The organism is Rhodobium orientis (genome assembly GCF_003258835.1).
In the GTDB taxonomy this organism is placed as follows: domain Bacteria; phylum Pseudomonadota; class Alphaproteobacteria; order Rhizobiales; family Rhodobiaceae; genus Rhodobium; species Rhodobium orientis.
The window spans coordinates 1-17,995 of record NZ_NPEV01000078.1 but is presented as its reverse complement, the minus strand read 5'-3'; the positions used below and the strand labels follow the sequence as shown (position 1 = coordinate 17,995).

At 67.5% G+C, this 17,995-nt stretch carries 13 protein-coding genes and 1 tRNA gene; 7 read left to right on the top strand and 7 right to left on the bottom strand.

Annotation, left to right across the window (positions count from 1 at the left end):
- The 5 genes from CH339_RS25465 to grpE form a co-directional block, all read left to right on the top strand.
- Positions 1-147 (top strand): integrase core domain-containing protein (locus CH339_RS25465; protein ID WP_146610090.1); only part of this gene is annotated, 147 nt, incomplete at its 5' end.
- Between the two features lie 415 nt (positions 148-562).
- Entirely contained in the window at positions 563-3,712 is a 3,150-nt protein-coding gene (addB, locus tag CH339_RS22450) for a double-strand break repair protein AddB (protein WP_111436644.1), read from the top strand.
- Positions 3,709-7,224, top strand: coding sequence for a double-strand break repair helicase AddA (gene addA / locus CH339_RS22445; RefSeq protein ID WP_201240868.1), 3,516 nt, complete (start codon positions 3,709-3,711; stop codon positions 7,222-7,224). The genes addB and addA overlap by 4 nt, the downstream gene beginning before the upstream one ends.
- Positions 7,225-7,342: 118 nt before the next feature.
- The gene (trxA, locus tag CH339_RS22440; protein ID WP_111436642.1) at positions 7,343-7,663 is read left to right on the top strand and encodes a thioredoxin TrxA; all 321 of its coding nucleotides are present in this window, start codon (positions 7,343-7,345) and stop codon (positions 7,661-7,663) included.
- Between the two features lie 195 nt (positions 7,664-7,858).
- Entirely contained in the window at positions 7,859-8,554 is a 696-nt protein-coding gene (gene grpE / locus CH339_RS22435; protein WP_111436641.1) for a nucleotide exchange factor GrpE, read from the top strand.
- Between the two features lie 511 nt (positions 8,555-9,065).
- Here grpE and CH339_RS22430 read toward each other — a convergent pair.
- From CH339_RS22430 to aroA, 7 genes are all read right to left on the bottom strand, one after another.
- Positions 9,066-10,868 carry an SPFH domain-containing protein gene (locus CH339_RS22430; RefSeq protein WP_111436640.1) on the bottom strand — a complete coding sequence of 601 codons (1,803 nt, stop codon included), beginning with the start codon at positions 10,866-10,868 and terminating at the stop codon, positions 9,066-9,068.
- Between the two features lie 271 nt (positions 10,869-11,139).
- Entirely contained in the window at positions 11,140-11,493 is a 354-nt protein-coding gene (locus CH339_RS22425) for a lipopolysaccharide assembly protein LapA domain-containing protein (protein WP_111436639.1), read from the bottom strand.
- 43 nt (positions 11,494-11,536) lie between these two features.
- Positions 11,537-11,833: an integration host factor subunit beta gene (locus CH339_RS22420; RefSeq protein WP_111436638.1), complete on the bottom strand. Its 297-nt coding sequence runs from the start codon at positions 11,831-11,833 to the stop codon at positions 11,537-11,539.
- The gene (sppA, locus tag CH339_RS22415) at positions 11,830-12,834 is read right to left on the bottom strand and encodes a signal peptide peptidase SppA (RefSeq protein ID WP_170138627.1); all 1,005 of its coding nucleotides are present in this window, start codon (positions 12,832-12,834) and stop codon (positions 11,830-11,832) included. The genes CH339_RS22420 and sppA overlap by 4 nt, the downstream gene beginning before the upstream one ends.
- Before the next feature lie 153 nt (positions 12,835-12,987).
- Positions 12,988-14,694, bottom strand: coding sequence for a 30S ribosomal protein S1 (rpsA, locus tag CH339_RS22410; protein ID WP_111436636.1), 1,707 nt, complete (start codon positions 14,692-14,694; stop codon positions 12,988-12,990).
- Positions 14,695-14,941: 247 nt separating this feature from the next.
- Positions 14,942-15,571: a (d)CMP kinase gene (gene cmk, locus CH339_RS22405; protein WP_111436635.1), complete on the bottom strand. Its 630-nt coding sequence runs from the start codon at positions 15,569-15,571 to the stop codon at positions 14,942-14,944.
- Positions 15,568-16,932, bottom strand: coding sequence for a 3-phosphoshikimate 1-carboxyvinyltransferase (aroA, locus tag CH339_RS22400; RefSeq protein WP_184443470.1), 1,365 nt, complete (start codon positions 16,930-16,932; stop codon positions 15,568-15,570). The genes cmk and aroA overlap by 4 nt, the downstream gene beginning before the upstream one ends.
- A gap of 260 nt (positions 16,933-17,192) precedes the next feature.
- On the opposite strand from aroA, the gene CH339_RS22395 reads away from it, so the two are divergent.
- Together CH339_RS22395 and CH339_RS22390 are read left to right on the top strand one after the other, a co-directional pair.
- Entirely contained in the window at positions 17,193-17,612 is a 420-nt protein-coding gene (locus CH339_RS22395; protein WP_111436634.1) for a TIGR02300 family protein, read from the top strand.
- Positions 17,613-17,785: 173 nt separating this feature from the next.
- Positions 17,786-17,861, top strand: a tRNA-Ala gene (locus CH339_RS22390).
- Positions 17,862-17,995 lie beyond the last annotated feature (134 nt).

The window sequence follows — 17,995 nt, the reverse complement described above, 5'->3', positions numbered from 1 at the left end:
TTCGACACCCCCGAGCACCTGGCCAACGAGCTCATCGAATATATCATCTACTACAACGAGTTCAGGCCCCACCAGGCAATCGGAAACATCCCGCCAAAGACCTTCGCCGAACAAAAGAAAACCGAACAGCCATCACCGAATTCGTGAACTTGCACAGCAATGACGTCCTGTTGGTTTGACGGCGCCAACCTCCACATCATGCCGGGCGGAGCGAAGCGAAGACCCGGTTTCCAATGCCCGCCTCGACACGGTAGCCCGTCGCGGTTCCTGTCGCAGACCAGCATTCGCGCGACTGCCCTTTCCATCGCCACGCGGCATACCGTGCGGATCGGGATAATAGGCCCCGCGTCTCCGCTTCGCTCCGCCCGGGGTGACGGCTGAGTAAGAGGCGCCGCCGGTTTATCCCCATCCATTCCACAATCTATCCACAGCCGATCCCTGCCAGGTCCCCGCTCAATCCCCGCTTCTATCCCCTTTTGCGCGTCCCGCCGCGCGCGTACCATCCGGCAAGGGATTCGCCGGAAGACGCGCCGGAGTTCCATGAGCAAAGGACGGGGCAGGCATGGCCGGAGAACGGGGACCGACGGGCGGCAGAGGCGCGGTGACGCCGCGCGTGCTGACGATCCCGCCAGAGTCCCCGTTCCTGCCGACGCTGGTGCGTGGGCTCTTCTCTGGCGACCTCGTCCCGGCCTTCACGCTCGACGACGATCCGCTGGCACTCGCCGATGTGCGCATCTTCGTACCGACACGGCGCGCGGCGCGCGCGCTGCGGGGGGTCTTCCTCACTGAACTCGGCGGCCGGGCGGCGATCCTGCCGCGCATCACGCCGATCGGCGATGTGGACGGCGACGACGACATCGACGAGGCGACGCTCGCCGACGAGACCGCGCTGCCGCCCAATATCGGCGACCTGGAGCGGCGGCTGGTCATTTCCCGGCTGGTGCTGTCCTGGACCGAACGGGTCGCGCGGGATCTCATGCCCCATCTCGGAGGCGACGGGGAGATCTCCATCCCCGCCTCACCGGCGGATGCGGCGCGGCTTGCCGACGACCTCATCCGGCTCATGGACCAGGTGGCGACCGAGCGGGCCGACTGGCGCAGCCTGTTCTCGCTGGTGCCGGAGGACTACGCCCGTTACTGGCAGATCAGCCTGGAATTTTTGAAGATCGTCACCGAGCACTGGCCGGCCTATCTCGCCGAGCGCGGGCTCGCCGATCCGGGCATGCGCCGCGACCGGGCGATCGAGACCGCCGCGCGGCGCCTGCGCGAGCACCCGCCGGCCGGCCCGGTGATTGCCGCCGGCTCGACCGGTTCGGCGCCGGCGACCGCCGATCTCCTTGCCGCCATCGCGCATCTGCCGAACGGCGCCGTGGTGCTTCCCGGCCTCGACCGGCGGCTGGGCGAAGACGCCTGGGCGGCGATCGGCGACCGGGAGGCGGAAGACGCCGCGCCGAGCCATCCGCAATTCGGCATGCGCCAGCTCATCGCCCGGATCGGCATTGGCCGCAAGGACGTCGCGACGCTCGGGCCGGAGAGTACCGATGCGGCGCGCGCGACGCGCATGCGGCTCGTCAACGAGGCGCTGCGGCCGGCCGAGGCGACGGAAGGCTGGCGCGACCTTGGCGTTGCCGATGCCGAGATCGCCGATGCCTTTGCCGACGTCGCCCTCATCGAGGCGCGCGGCGAGGAGGAAGAAGCGCTTGCCGTCGCCATCGCGCTCCGCGAAGCGGTCGCCGATGGCGAGACGGCGGCGCTCATCACGCCGGACCGGGTGCTGGCCCGCCGGGTGGCGCGGCATCTCCTGCGCTGGGAGATTTCCGTCGACGATTCCGCCGGCCGGCCGCTTTCCGGCACGCCGCCAGCCGTTCTTGCCCGGCTCCTCGCCGACCTCGCCCTTTCCGGCTTCGATCCGGTGACCCTGCTTGCGGTGCTGAAGCACCCCCTCGCCCGCTTCGGGCTTTCGGCGGAAGACCTCAGGCGCGCCGCACGTCTGCTGGAAATCGCCGTCCTGCGCGGCCCGCGAACGCGCGACGGCAGCGCGGGCCTGTGCGCCGCCATCGAGGCCCTCAAGACCGGGCGGGAGGGGCGCCGGCTGCACCGGTCTGTCCGCCGGCTTTCCGATGCGGACTGGAAGCGGGTCACCGATCTCGGCGCGCGTATCGCCGAGGCGCTGTCACCGCTCGAAGCGCTTGGCGCGGGCCAGGGGCCCGTCAGCGTCGGCGATCTCGTCTGCGCCCAGATTGCCGTCCTCAACCGCGTCCTCTGCGACGACACCGGTGCTCTGGCGCAGCTCGCCGATCCTGCCGCCGGCACGCGGCTTGCCGGGTTTCTGACCGAGCTTTCCACCCTCGGCGTCACCGACTTTCCCGTCGCCGCAACGGACTGGCCGGCGCTGTTGCGCGCGTTGATGGACGGCATCGCGGTGCGGCCCAATATCCCGGCCGACCCGCGCATTTCCATCTGGGGGCCGCTGGAGGCGCGGTTGCAGAGCGTCGACCGGCTGGTGCTCGGTGGGCTCGTGGAAGGCGACTGGCCGGCCTCCACCCGCTCCGATCCCTGGCTGTCGCGGCCGATGCGGCGCGACCTCGGGCTGGAAGCGCCGGAGCGGCGGATCGGCCTTGCCGCCCACGATTTCGCCCAAGGCTTCGGCGCGCCGCGCGTGTTTCTCTCCCGTGCGCTGCGGAAAGAGGGCGCGCCGAGCGTTGCCTCGCGCTGGCTGCAAAGGCTGCGCGCCGTCGTCGGCAAGGAGACAGACGCGGCCATGACCGCGCGCGGGGGGCGCTACCTGACGCTCGCCCGCGGCCTTGACGGCAGTTCGGACGCCGCAAGGCCCGTCGCCCGCCCGGAGCCGGCGCCGCCACTTGAGGCACGTCCGACCAGCCTTTCGGTGACGGAAATCGAGACGCTGATCCGCGACCCCTACGCGATCTACGCAAGGCACGTGCTCCACCTCGACCCGCTGGACGACATCGGCGGCGTCCCCGACCTTGCCGAGCGCGGCACGGTGCTGCATGCGATCTTTGCCGACTTCATCCGCGGCCGCACCCCGGCGGCGCCATTCGATGAAACGGCCCTTGAGGCGCTGATGGCGCTCGGGCGCCGGCACTTTGCGGACCTCGAAGTCTTTCCCGACATCCACGCCCTCTGGTGGCCGCGCTTTTCGCGCATCGCCGGCGCCTTCCTCGACTGGGAGCGCGAGCGCGCGCCAACGCTCGCCCGCTCGTTCGTGGAGATATCCGGTTCTTTCGAGATCGCCGCCGGCGACACCCCGTTCCGTCTGCGCGGCCGGGCCGACCGCATCGACGTCCTTGCCGACGGCAGGCTGGCGCTGCTGGACTACAAGACGGGAACCCTTCCGTCGGCGAAGCAGGTCGATGCGCTTCTCGCCCCGCAATTGCCGCTGGAGGCCGCGATGGCCGAGCGCGGCGGCTTCGACGGCCTTCCTGACAGCACGGTCGCGGAGATCGCCTATGTGGCGCTGAAGGACGCGAACGCCGCCGCCTTCTTCCAGTCGCGCGGCCGGGACGGCGATGCCGAAGCGCTGGCGGCAAAGGCCGTGGAACAGCTTGCCGCGCTCGTTGCGCATTATCGCAATCCGGCTACCGGCTACCGCTCGCGCGCGCGGCCGATGTTCGAGCGGCGCTTTGCCGGCGACTACGACCACCTGGCCCGCGTTGCCGAATGGTCGCTCGGCGGGGGAGAGGACGCATGACGCGCGCGATCCCCGCCGACACCCTCGCCCGCCAGGCGCGCGCCTGCGATCCCATGGCGTCGGCCTGGGTCGGCGCCAATGCCGGCTCGGGAAAAACCTTCGTGCTGACCCAGAGGGTGGTGCGGCTGCTGCTTGCCGGCATCGATCCGGGCCGCATCCTCTGCCTCACCTTCACCAAGGCGGCGGCCGCGGAAATGGCGACCCGCGTCTTCGACCGGCTCAGTGGCTGGACCCGGCTCGATGACGCCGCGCTCGCCGCAGAGCTTGAAGACCTGGAAGGTCGGCGGCCTGGGCGCGAGGGTCTCATTCGCGCGCGCCGCCTCTTTGCCCGGGCGCTGGAAACGCCGGGCGGTCTGAAAATCCAGACCATCCACGCCTTCTGCGAGGCGCTGCTGCACCAGTTTCCGCTGGAAGCCAACGTCGCCGGCCATTTCGAGGTGCTCGACGACCGCGGCCAGGCCGAGCTTCTGGGCGAGGCGCAAGCCTCCCTGCTCCACCGCACGGCCGAGCAGCCCGAAGGCAGGCTCGCCGAAGCCCTGCAGACCGTGATGGCGCGGGCGAGCGACTGGAGCTTTCAGGAGGCGATTGCGGAACTGGTGGCAAAGCGCGAGACCCTGTCGCGCTTCATTGCTGCCAACGGCTCGCTCGATGCGGGAATCGCGGCGCTCGCCGCCGATTTCGGTCTTGAGCCCGGCACGCCGCCCCACGCCATCGCCGCCGAGGCCGACCAATCGCAATCGTTCTCGCCCCGATTTCTGGCCGTGCTGATGCCAGAGCTTGCCGCCTCCGACAAACCGACTGACGGCAAGCTTCTGGACCGCCTGAAGACAGCCCTTTCCGAACGCGATCCGGAAGCAAAGCTCACGGCGTGGGTGCAGGTCTTTTTCACGCAGAACGAGACGCCGCGCGCGGCAAGAGGATTCGCCACCAAGGCGATCAAGGACGCGTTTCCCGATCTGGAAGAGCGGCTGGCAGCCGAGTGCGACCGGCTCGGCGACGTCCTGGACCGCCACCGCGCCGCCGTCACGGTGGAAGCGACCGCCGCCATCTCCCGGCTCGCCGAGGCGGTCATCGCCCGCTACGAGGCGAAGAAGGCCGCCCTCGGCCTCCTCGACTTCGACGACCTGGTCTCGCGTACCGCCGATCTGCTCTCCTCATCGGAGGCGGCGCGCTGGGTGCAGTACAAGCTCGACCTCGGCCTCGACCACGTGCTGGTCGATGAGGGCCAGGACACGAGCCCGCGGCAGTGGGACGTGATCACCCAGCTCGTCGGCGACTTCTTTTCAGGAACGGGCCGGCGCGACCGGCCGCCGACCGTCTTTGCCGTCGGCGACGAAAAGCAGTCGATCTATTCGTTCCAGGGCGCCGCGCCCCGGCTCTTCGGCGAAAAGCGCAAGGCATTCGGCCGGGCGGCGAGGGAAGCGGGGCTCACCTTCCACGACGAGCGGCTGAACCTTTCGTTCCGGTCTTCGCCCGATGTGCTCGCCGCCGTCGACACGGTCTTTGCCGCGCCGGAACACCATGAAGGGCTTTCCGAGCCGCCCGCAGCGCCGATCCACGAGGCGATCCGCAGGAGCGATCCGGGGCTCGTCGAGGTCTGGCCGCTGATGGAGGCCGACAGCGTCACCGAGCCGGAGGACTGGACCGAGCCCCTCGACCATGAGGGCCCGGCCGAACCGGCGCGCCGGCTTGCGGAGCAGATCGCCGATACCGTCGCCGGCTGGATTTCTTCCGGCGCACGGCTGGAAGGCACGGGGACGCGGATCACCCCCGGCGACGTGCTGGTGCTGGTCAGGAAGCGCGGGCCGTTCGTCGATGCGCTGAACCGCGCACTGAAGGACCGGCAGGTGCCGGCCGCCGGCTCCGACCGGCTCGCCGTCACCGACCACATCGCCGTCATGGACCTGATCTCGCTCGGCCGGGCCGCGCTGCTGCCGGCGGACGATCTTTCCCTTGCCGAGGTGCTGAAGAGCCCGCTTGTCGGCTTCGACGAAGAGAGCCTTTTCGACCTTGCCCACGACCGGGCTGCGAGCCTTGCCGAGGCGCTCTCGGAACGCCGGGGCGAGCCCGCCTTCGGCGCCGGCCACGCGCTGCTTGCCCGCGCCATCGGCCGGGCCGACCGGGTGCCGCCTTACGAGTTTTTTGCGGACATCCTGGGGCCCTTCGGCGGGCGGGCGAAATTCCGCGGCCGGCTCGGGGCGGAGGTCGACGAGGTGCTCGACGAATTCCTGGCGCTGGCCTTGTCCTTCGAAGAGACCCAGACGCCGAGCCTTCAGGGGTTCCTTTCCTGGCTGTCGCTGACGCCGACGGAAATCAAACGCCAGCAGGATTCTGTCGCCCGCGAGGTGCGGATCATGACTGTCCACGGCGCCAAGGGGCTTGAGGCGCCGATCGTCTTCCTGGTCGATCCGGCCTCGGCGCCGTTCAGCCATGCCCACGCGCCGAAGATTCTCATGCGCGAGATGACGGTCGGCGGGCAGACAGTGGAGGCGCCGGTATGGACACCCGGTAAACCAGCCTCGACGGACTGGCACCGGACCGCCATCGATGCCTACAGGGCCGACCAAGAGGACGAATACCGCCGGCTCCTCTATGTGGCGATGACCCGGGCGCGCGACCGGCTGATCGTCTGCGGCTATCGCGGCACGCGCCAGCCGCCGGACACCATCTGGCACCGCACCATCGAGACGTCGCTCTGCCCTGAAGCCGAAGAGGTGCGGGACACGGAGGGCGACGTCATCGCCTGGCGCTGGCGCAAGCTCGATGCCGCGCCGCGCGAAGCCGCCGGCGCGGAGGCGGAGGCTGTTCCCGCCGTGCCGCGGCCCGGCTGGCTGATTGAGCCCGCACCGCCACCGGAGCGGATCCGGCCGCTCGCGCCCTCGCGCGCCTTCGGCGGCACCTCCGCGCCGCCTGCCGACGAGAACAAGCTTTCCCAGGAGGCGATGGCGGCAGCCCTTTCCCCCGGCATCGATGCGCTGCAGCGCGGCCGGCTGGTGCATCTGCTGTTGCAGCACCTGCCCGCGATCGATGCGGACAAGCGGCCGGAGATGGCGGCAAAGATGCTCGAAAAGCTCGCGCCGGATCTCGCCGAGGCCGAGCGGGCGGGCCTTGTCGCGGAGGTCTTTTCCGTGCTTACCCATCCCGACTTCCGCCACGTCTTTTCGCCGCATGGGCGCGCCGAGGTCGCCATCGTCGGCACGCTGGCCACCGAGGGCGGCGAGACGCTTTCCATCTCCGGCCAGATCGACCGGCTGGTGGCGACGGACGACACGGTCCTCATCGTCGACTACAAGACCAACCGGGAGGTCCCGGCCGAGGACGCGATCCCGCCAGACTATGTCGTCCAACTCGCGCTCTACCGGCATGTGCTGTCGGCGCTCTATCCGGGGCGCCGCGTCCGCGCCGCGCTCTTGTGGACCGCCGGTCCGGCGCTTTGCGAGCTCGATGCGGCGCGGCTCGATGCCGCGGTCGGGCGCCTCAGGACCGGGGCATCCGGCGAAATCGTTTCCTGAAGATCGCGCATTTTCGGAAATGCCCGTGCTTGACGCTCCGGTCCGGCGTTCTTACTTTCGAACCAACTAATGAGCGACATGCTTCAGGCATGATGCAAGCCATGAAAGAAGGACACCCATGACGACCGAAAAAATCACCGATTCGACCTTTGAGGCCGACGTCCTGAAATCGTCGGAGCCGGTTGTCGTCGACTTCTGGGCCGAATGGTGCGGCCCGTGCAAGATGATCGCGCCCGCGCTTGAGGAAATCGCCACCGAGATGGCCGGCAAGGTCAAGGTGGCGAAGCTGAACATCGACGAGAACCCGAACACGGCGATCAAATACGGGGTGCGTTCCATCCCGACGCTGATTCTGTTCAAGGACGGCGAGCCCGCTTCCATGCAGGTCGGTGCGCAGCCGAAGGGCCGCCTCCTCGACTGGATCAACGGCGCCGTCTGACCCGGGCTTCCAGTTCAGCCCTGTCGCTGCCCGGGCCGGTCCGCCGACCCGGGTTTTGCCGTGTCTTTTCGTGGCCAAACCTTGACGGCGGCCAGCCAAGACCGCATATCGCGACCCGGATATTCAAGAACGGACGGGCTCATACGCCGACACCCTTAAAGAGGGCTCCGGACGCGGATCCCGAAGAGGAATGCAATGAGTGACGAGACGGGAAAGACCCCTGAGACCGAGGCTGCGGACGACACCGCCATGCAGCCGGAGGCGGATGCGGCCGATCCGGCCGCAGCGCTCAGCGAGGAAAACGCCAAGCTGAAGGACCAGCTCCTTCGGACGCTGGCGGAAATGGAGAACCTGCGCAAGCGAACCGGCAAGGAGCTGCGCGATGCGCGCGACTACGCCGCCTCCAGCTTCGCGCGCGACATGCTGACCGTCAGCGACAATCTCCGCCGGGCGCTCGATGCCGTCGGCGACGAAGCTCGCGCGGGCGCCGATGCAGCCCTGACGGGCCTTCTCGACGGCGTGGAGATGACCGAGCGGGAAATGCTGAAGACGCTGGAAAAGCATGGCGTCAAGAAGCTCGACCCGGCCGGCGAAAAGTTCGATCCCAACCTGCACCAGGCAATGTTCGAGGTGCCGAACCCGCAGGTGCCGAGCGGCACCGTCGTGCAGGTCGTGCAGTCCGGCTACGTCATCGGCGAGCGCGTGCTGCGTCCGGCGATGGTCGGCGTTGCCAAGGGCGGCCCGAAGGCGCCGAAGCCGGAAGCAACCGAGGCACCGGCCGAAGCATCCACTGAGGCGGCGAACGATGCCGGTGTGCCTGAGAGCGGCGAGCCCAATGAGGGCCCGCGTCCGGCCGGCGGCCCGGGCGCAACGGTCGACAAGACGGCCTGAGCCGACGATCCGATTTGTTCGTTTTCGAAGGGCGCCGCGGCAGTCGTGGCGCCCTTTGTTTTTGTCTTGAACGGGCTGCCGTTGGCAAAGCTGCTCTGGATTGCTTCGCTCCGCTCGAAATGACGGAAAGTGGCTAATTTCCCAAAAATTTCAACGTCATTGCGAGGAAGCCGTCAGGCCGACGCGGCAATCCAGCGGGCGTTGGCAGCGAACTCCGCGCGCCCCTTGGGACACTGCTGTGTGCCCAAATACTCCGTCGTCACCCCGGCCCCCGAGCCGGGACCTATTGCCCCTGTCAAAGCGGTATGTCGTTCGTTGGAAGAACGCGGCCTTGGCGCGGATGCAGGTCAAAATTGCGACGGGCTACCGTGTCGAGGTGGGCAATGGGCCCCGGGTCAGGCCCAGGGTGACGGGAGAGGGTGTGGGGTCGCCGGGACCACTCCTCAAACGCCGCACTGGATCGCTTCGCTGCGCTCGCGAGGGGACCGCTTGGACGACGACCCCCGGCCGCTCACCGCCCGCCGGCCCCCGTCGGGATCTCGCGCGTGGCCTGGCCGAAATTGGAGCCGAAGATGGCGGCGGCGCCGGCGAGGCCCGAGGAGTTGCCGACCACCGTGTTCGGCACCAGCTTGCCGACGATCTGGACGAGTTCGGGCTTGCGCTCCAGGCTGCCGAGCACCTTGTCGAGGGCCTGCAGCAGCGCCACCCGGTCCTGACCCAGCACGTTGGCCTGTGCCATCTGGCCCTTGGCGAGCTCTTCCAGGAACTTGCGTTCCGCGCGGCCGAGGGCCTCGCGCTCCTGTTCGCGCTGGTTGGCGACCTTGACGGCGATCTGCGCCTGGACGAGGCGCGGCTGCTCGTTGGCGGTGGAGCGGGCCTGTTCCGTCTCGATGCGCTTCTGCTGGGCCGCCGTTTCCCGGTCATAGGCCTTGGAGAGCTGGTCGGCGAGCTGGACGCGCAGGCGCGAGACCAGGAGCTCCGGCGGGATCGCCGGCTCGCCGAGGCGGATCTCGCGGATGTCAACGCCGGCCTTGTCGCCCTCCACCTTGATCTTGGCCTCGATGGTCTCCTCGAGAGCCTCGCGGTTCTCGATCAGGTCGAGGACGCGGGTCGGGCGGACCTCGTATTCGATCGGCAGGGCGACGGCCCCGCCGTCCTCCTTGATCGGCACGCGCACGGTGGAGCCGGCGACGTTGCGCACGATGGAGCGGATCGCCGGGGTGAGAATGCGGTTCTCGATCTCCTCCAGACCGCCGACGGAGCCGACGACGATCGGCGCGTGGTCGGGGCTGACCTGGACGAGGGCGCGCAGCTCCAGCGGGATGTCCCAGCCCTCGACCTTGACGAAGACGGCCTTGTCGGCGGCGTTCGGCGGGATCGCCTCCGTCACCTGGCGCTCGACCTGCTGGATGTTGCCTTCCTGGTCGACGGAGAGGTCGATGATGCGCTTGACGTAGCCGCCCTTGTATTCCCAGGTCTGGACCCGCACATCGACCAGCGTCACCTCATAGGCCTGGCGGTTGAGGTAATAGGCGCCGGGAAGAAGCGGCTCCTTCCAGATGCCGACGCAGCCGCGCGGCACCAGCGGTACCGTCAGGGCGCCGCGGGTCGCATCGGTGGCCGACACCTCTTCCTCGCGGCAGTCGACGCCGGGCGCGGCAACGTTCGACTTGACGACGCCGACAAAGCCCTTGGGGATGATCGTCGCCTCGGTCTCCTCGGTGACGCGGACGTCGAAGAGGTAGCGGTTGAGGCGGTAGCGGCCGGGCTTCAGCACCGTTTCCTGCGGACCCTTGAAGCCGCCGGAGGTGAGGAACGTCTTGGCGTCCAGCATGCCCTCGGTCTTGTCGTCCGGGAAAGACGGGGCGATGTACATGCCGCTCGGCATCGGCAGGCCGTCATTGGCCTTGATCTGGCCGTAGTAGCCCTCCGGCACGGTCAGGACCTCGAACTCCTCGTAGTCGTAGAGGACGCGCACGAAGGGAATGAAATGGAAGCCCGGGCCGAGGATGTCGGCCTGCGGTCCCTTTTCGCCCTCAAGGGCGACGATGCGCCCGCGCGGCAGTTCCTCAAACGCGTAAATGCGCTTCAGGTGCCCGACGCCGTCCGGGTCGACATAGACGAAGGAGGTGGAGGCCAGGAGGAAGAGGCCGACGGCGGCGAGCACGATGCCGAGGCCGCGACGCCCGAGGGCTGCCAGCGTTCGGCCGAGACGTCCCTGGGACGTCGTTGGCTGTGTGGTCGAGCCGCCGCCGCGAAACAAGAGGAAGATGCCCACGCCAAGGGCTAGAAATCCGATAACGACGCCGACCATAGGTTCCCTCCACCCAGGTGTTCCGGAAGTGCGGGAAGCCTAGCCGGTTTGCGCGGCCAAAAGAACCGGCCTTCGCCGGGCTTTGCGATTTTTTGATCAAGAAGACAGGTGGCGACGCATAGCGCTGCAATTTCGGCGTGTCGCCCGTCGCCGCGCGGACGACGTCATGTCGCCGCCGGGGCGCAACGAGACGGACGCTTGCGACGATCGCAAGCGTCCGAAACCTCGAAAAACCGTCGGCAGACCGGCGGTGTCAGGCTACCCGGTGGCGTCAGGCCGCCCGGCGGCTGGCAGGAGCCGGCAGGGCGGGACCCGGCCGGGCGCGTTCCTTTTCCTCGCGGAGCTGGTCGGCCTCCTTGTGCCAGTGCACCGCCTCGTAGCGGCGCTCGCGCGCCTCGCGGCGCCAGCGGCCCTGCTTCATCCAGGCGCCGACGCCGCCAAGGATGAGGCCGACGAACAGCGCGGCGAACAGATACATGTAAAGCGGGAGGGTGACGACCAGCGCCGGAGCATCCGTCGCGAAGGGATCGAGCGACAGGGTCACCAATTGCCGGTTGGCAACAGCCACCACGACGACGACGATGCCGACCGGGATCGCCACCAGAAGCCACAGCAATCGTTTCAAAGGACCAGTTCCTTATCTTGATAACAGGACAATAGGGGCGGCTTCACTCGTCCCCGGCCGAGCCGCCGTTCAGACGCTCCCGCATCTCCTTGCCGGTCTTGAAGAACGGCACGTATTTCTCTGTAACGCTCACCTTTTCTCCGGTCCGCGGATTGCGGCCCACCCGGGCCGGACGGTTCTTGACCGAAAAGGCCCCGAAGCCGCGCAATTCGACGCGGTCGCCACGCATCAACGCCTCGACCACCTCGTCGAGGATGGCGTTGACGATCTTCTCCACGTCTCGCTGGTAAAGGTGCGGATTCTGAGCGGCGATCCGCTGGACCAGCTCCGACTTGATCATCGAGGTGCCCCCTGGCTTGCATTGTTTTGTGTTGTGGTCGAAGGCTGCCAAACGGAGATTAGGCCGTCAAGCGGCGCACCGTCGCGGAACAACCCGAGTTCGCGTCCGAGCGTTGCGGCTGCCTTGTCGCCGAGCAGCCATGCAAACTTTCGCATAACTGCGGCGGAAAAGGGAAGGTCGTTTATCCCCTCGTCCTTTTTCCAGTCGCGCACGGGCAGACCCGGCGCGACGTCGCGCTCCGTCTCGAGCCAGGAAATGGCGACGTCCTCGCCGCCGATGGCATCGATCAGGCCGTTCTCCAGGGCCTGTGCGCCGGAATAGATGCGCCCGTCCGCAAGTGTCGTGGCGCGGGCCGGCGTCATGTTGCGGCGCTCGCGCACGAGGCCGACGAACCAGTCGTAGCTGTCGTCGACGACGTCTTTCAGGACCTGGCGCGCTTCCTCGCTCGCCGGCTTGTAGAAGTTCGGCGTCGCCTTCAGGGGCGAACTCTTCACCTCATCCATGGAAATCCCGATCGTCTCGAGCAGCTTGGAGGCCTCGCCGAACTGGATGATGACGCCGATGGAGCCGGTCAGCGCGGACCGGCGGGCGACGATGTGGTCCGTGGCGAGTGCCACCATGTAGCCGGCCGAGGCGCCGACGGTGCCGATATGGGCGACCACGGGCTTCTTTTCGCCGAGGCTCCTCAGCGCCTCGTAGAGCGCCTCGCCGCCGACCGTGGTGCCGCCGGGACTGTTGATGGCGACGATCACCGCCTTCACCGCATCGCTCTTGCCGACCTTTTCGATCAGCTCGCGCTTGGCGCGGTCGTCGGTGATCAGGCCGGAAATGGAGATGCGGGCGATATGGGCGCGGCTGCGGCCGGCGACATCGCCGATGCCGGTGGCATAGACGACGATGCCGGCAATGAGCGCGGCAACCGCGACGACGCCGATCACCCGCCACAGGGCGAGCTTGCGCCGCAAACGGCGCCGGTCGACGATCAAATCGGCATCGATCATGGGGTCCGCATCCCAATCCGGTAAGGCGTCCCGGGCGACCTCTGCCCGGGCCGGTGACTGTAAGGGCGCCACCATACACGAAAAAAGGCCCGTCGAAACAGGCCTTTAATCGTTTCCTTGAATTTCCGGGGGTCAACCCGGCAACGACGGGACCTACTCTTCGTCGTCGTTCTCGCGGGCCTTGTTGAGGGCCGCACCGAGGATGTCGCCGAGGGAGGCGCCGGAGTCGGTGGAACCGAACTGGGCGATCGCCTCCTTCTCTTCGGCCACTTCCAGGGCCTTGATGGAGACGGCCATGCGGCGCGCCTTCTTGTCGAACTGGGTGATCCGCGCGTCGAACTTCTCACCGACGGCGAAGCGTTCCGGCCGCTGCTCGGAGCGGTCGCGGGCCAGTTCGCCGCGGCGGATGAAGGCCGACAGATCGGAGCCGACGACGCTGACTTCCAGGCCGTTCTCCTTGACCTCGGTCACCTCGCAGGTGACCACCGCACCGCGGTGCAGCTCGCCGCTCGCCTCGGCGAAGGGATCGCCGCCGAGCTGCTTGATGCCGAGCGAGATGCGCTCCTTGTCGACATCGACGTCGAGGACCTGGGCCTTGACCATGTCGCCCTTGCGGAACTCCTCGATGACCTGCTCGCCCGGACGGTTCCAGTCCAGGTCCGACAGGTGCACCATGCCGTCGACGTCGCCGTCGAGACCGATGAACAGGCCGAACTCGGTCTTGTTCTTGACCTCGCCTTCGACGACGCTGCCGACCGGATGGGCGTCGGCGAAGACCGACCACGGATTGTCGAGGGTCTGCTTGAGGCCGAGCGAGATGCGACGCTTGGTAGCATCCACTTCCAGGATCATCACTTCGACTTCCTGGCTGGTGGAGACGATCTTGCCCGGATGGATGTTCTTCTTGGTCCAGGACATCTCCGAGACGTGGATCAGACCCTCGATGCCCGGCTCCAGCTCGACGAACGCGCCGTAGTCGGTGATGTTGGTGACCCGGCCGGTAAACTTGGCGTTGACCGGATACTTGGCCTCGATGCCATCCCACGGGTCGGCCTCGAGCTGCTTCATGCCGAGGCTGATGCGGTGGGTCTCCTGGTTGACGCGGATGATCTGCACCTTGACCGTCTCGCCGATGGACAGCACCTCGGAGGGATGGTTGATGCGGCGCCAGGCGATGTCGGTGACGTGCAAGAGGCCGTCGATGCCGCCGAGGTCGACGAACGCACCGTAGTCGGTGATGTTCTTGACGACGCCCTCGATGACCTGACCCTCTTCCAGGCTCTGGACCAGTTCCTGGCGCTGCTCGGCGCGGCTTTCCTCAAGCACGACGCGGCGCGACACGACGATGTTGCCGCGGCGCTTGTCCATCTTCAGGATCTGGAACGGCTGCGGGGTGTGCATCAGCGGGCCGACGTCGCGCACCGGGCGGATATCGACCTGCGAGCGCGGCAGGAAGGCCACGGCGCCGTCCAGATCGACGGTGAAGCCGCCCTTGACCTGGTTGAAGATCTGGCCGGTGACCTTTTCGTTCTTCTCGAACGCGGCTTCCAGGCGGACCCAGCTTTCCTCGCGACGAGCCTTGTCGCGGGACAGCACGGCCTCGCCGAGCGCGTTTTCGATGCGTTCCAGGTAAACCTCGACTTCGTCGCCGACGTTGAGCTCGCCATTGCGCGCACGGGCGCCGAATTCCTTGGCGGGGACACGGCCCTCGACCTTCAGGCCGACGTCGATAACCGCCAGATCCTTCTCAAATCCAACAATCTTGCCCTTAACGACGGTGCCTTCGAGCATGTCCGTCGCCGAGAGGGACTCTTCCAGAAGAGCGGCAAAATCCTCACGGGTGGGGTTGGTCGCGTTCATCTAATCTCCCAGAGCCTTCAGGCTCTCAAATGCCGGCGGTTGGCGTTGCGTCGGTCGCCGCGGCTGCACCCGGCCCCGGTCAATTCGGGACATTCGCGTTGAAACGCGGGCCGGCAGTGGCGGGCGCTGGGCGACCATTGATATTCGTATTCTCGTTCCACACGGGTGACCGATCCGGACCATGGGGTCCGTTCCGAACGCCCGATCACGTAACGCCGATAAGGGCGCGCCGGTCAGCGCTCCCTATTCAATTGGCGTTGCGCACGCGGTCGATCAGCTCAACCGCCTTACGGAACGCGGTCTCTATATCCAAATCGCTGGTGTCGAGCAAGTGCGCATCTTCCGCCTTTTTCAACGGCGCGACGGCGCGGGCCCGGTCGCGGGCATCGCGGCGCTCCAGATCGGCGAGCACTTCGGCGTAATCGGCGGGCTTGCCACGCCCCGCCATCTCGTCGGTGCGACGCCTGGCGCGGACCTCCGCAGAGGCCTCCACGAAGAGCTTCGCGTCGGCGTCGGGGCAGACCACCGTGCCGATGTCGCGGCCGTCGAGGACGGCGCCGGGATCGCGGTGCGCAAAGCGCTGCTGGGCCTTCACGAGGGCCGTGCGGACCTTGCCCATGACGGCGATCTTCGAGGCTGCCTCGCCGACCTCGTGCAGCGACAGGGCCTCGCGGTCCAGCGCGCCGAGATCGACCTCGCCGGCGACCCGTGCCGCCGTTTCCTCGTCGTCGAGCGGCAGGCCCTTTTCCAGGAGTGCGGCGGCAACGGCGCGGTAGGTAAGGCCGGTATCGAGATGGTTGAGGCCGTAATGGGCGGCGAGGCGCCGCGCCAGCGTGCCCTTGCCGGACGCAGCCGGCCCGTCGATGGCGATGATCATGCCTTCGCCTCCCCGGCCGTATTGCCGGCAGGCTCCAGATCGGCGCCGAGGCCGGCCATCAGGTCCGCAAAACCCGGGAAGCTGGTGTTGATGACGCCGGCATCGTCGACCGTCACCGGCCGGTCGGCGGCAAGGCCGAGGACCAGGAAGCTCATGGCGATGCGGTGGTCGAGGTGGGTCGTGACCGTGCCACCGCCGATGTCGCCCGTGCGGCCGGTCACGACGAGGAAATCCGCGCCCTCCTCGTGCGTGACGCCGTTGGCGGCAAGGCCGGCGGCGACGGCGGCAAGGCGGTCGGACTCCTTGACGCGCAATTCGGCGAGGCCCTCCATCATCGTCTGCCCGTCCGCGAAGGCGGCGGCGGCGGAAAGCACCGGATATTCGTCGATCATGGACGGCGCCCGGTCCGGCGGCACCGTCACGCCCTTGAGCGTGCTGTGGCGCACGTGGATGTCGGCGATGGTCTCGCCGCCCGAGACCCGCTCGTTCTCGAACGACAGGTCTGCGCCCATTTCGATGAGCGTGGTGAAGAGGCCGGTGCGGCTTTCGTTGAGCATGACGTTTTCAACGACGACGTCGGAACCCGGCACGATCAGGGCGGCGACGATCGGAAAGGCGGCCGAACTCGGATCGCCCGGCACGGTGACGGGTTGGGGTTTGAGCTTCGGCTGGCCGACGAGGCGGATGGTGCGGGCGCCGTCGTCCTCGACGGTGATGTCGAGGTCGGCGCCGAAGCCTTCCAGCATGCGCTCGGTATGGTCGCGGGTGGCGACCGGCTCGATCACCGTCGTGATGCCCGGCGCGTTGAGGCCGGCAAGCAATACCGCCGACTTCACCTGGGCGGAGGGGACGGGCACGCGGTATTCCAGCGGAATTGCGGTCTTCGGGCCGCGGATCGCCAGCGGCAGGCGGTCGCCGTCGCGGGCGATGACCTCCGTTCCCATCGCCCTCAAGGGCTCCAGCACCCGGCCCATCGGCCGGCGCGACAAGGAGGCATCGCCGAGGAAGACGGCGGCGAGCGGATGGGTGCCAATGAGGCCGAGGGCGAGCCGGGCACCGGTGCCGGAATTGCCGAAATCGAGCGGCGTCTCCGGCTCCATGAGGCCGCCGACGCCGACGCCATGAACCTTGTACGAGCCGTTCTCGCCGGCGACGACCGTTGCGCCGAGCGCGCGCATGGCGGCCGCCGTGCACAACACGTCCTCGGACTGCAGGAGCCCGTCGATCGCGGTCTCGCCGATGGCGAGGGCGCCGAAGATCAGCGCGCGGTGCGAGATCGACTTGTCGCCGGGCACGGCAACGCGGCCGGAAAGCGCCGATCCGGGGCGGGCGGTGAGCGGGCGCATGGGGTTTTCTGTCATGGCTTTGATCGTCGTGACGGCGCAGCAAAAGCGGTTCGCCGGGCCGTTGGCGGGGCGCACCGAAGCGCGGGATGGAGCGCCTGACTATCACGGGCGAGCGGGAACGTCACCCGGCCGTGCGGCGTTCGACCTTGACCATTGCGCAAAAAAAAGCGTGGTTGGCGCCAATTGGCGCTTGTGCCGAAAGCAAAGATTTGTTTTTGACACAGATCGTTTCGCACCTTAAAGCACGTGCGCTGTTATATCGACGAGGTTCTAACGTGACCAAACCGGAACTCGGCACAAAGCGGCTGTGCGCCGATTGCGGCACCAAATACTACGATCTCAACCGGAACCCGATCACCTGCCCGAAATGCGGCGCGGTGTTCGAGCAGACCGTCGTTGCGACCAAGGCCAGCAGGGCGACCGCCAAACCGGCCCCCCCGCCGGAGGAATCCGAGGAAGAGGATCTGGAGACAGAGGACGCCGAACTGGTCTCCCTGGAAGACGCCGAGGAAGACGAGGGCGAGACCGTCGACAACGAAGACGCGGACGACGGCGAGGCCGTCCCCGAGATCGAGGACACCGATATCGACGTCAGCGTCAACGACGACGACGATACGTTCCTGGAAGAAGACGACGAGGACGACAGCGTCGACGACATCATTCCCGACGTCTCCAAGGACGATGAGGAGCGCTGAACAGGCGCCGATGTGCCGCGGCAAGGGACTGTCGTTTTTTTGAAACAAGGCTCTTGATTATCGCGCGGGCGGCGCATAATTTCCGCCCACTCCAAGGCGCCCTGCAGGCACTTGCGCCCGCGTCCGGAGCCTTCACAAGATCGTCTTTCCCAAGGGACGCTCTTTAAGAGATTGGGGCCATAGCTCAGTTGGGAGAGCGCTTGAATGGCATTCAAGAGGTCGGCGGTTCGATTCCGCCTGGCTCCACCATCTCTCTGGTTTTTTCGCTCACGCCAGCTCACTTCGTTCGCGGCTCCGCGGGGGCGGCGCATGGGCGCCGGCGGCCGTTCGGCCTTGCGAAGCCTCACGGCTTCGAATATTCGCTCACGCCAGCTCACTTCGTT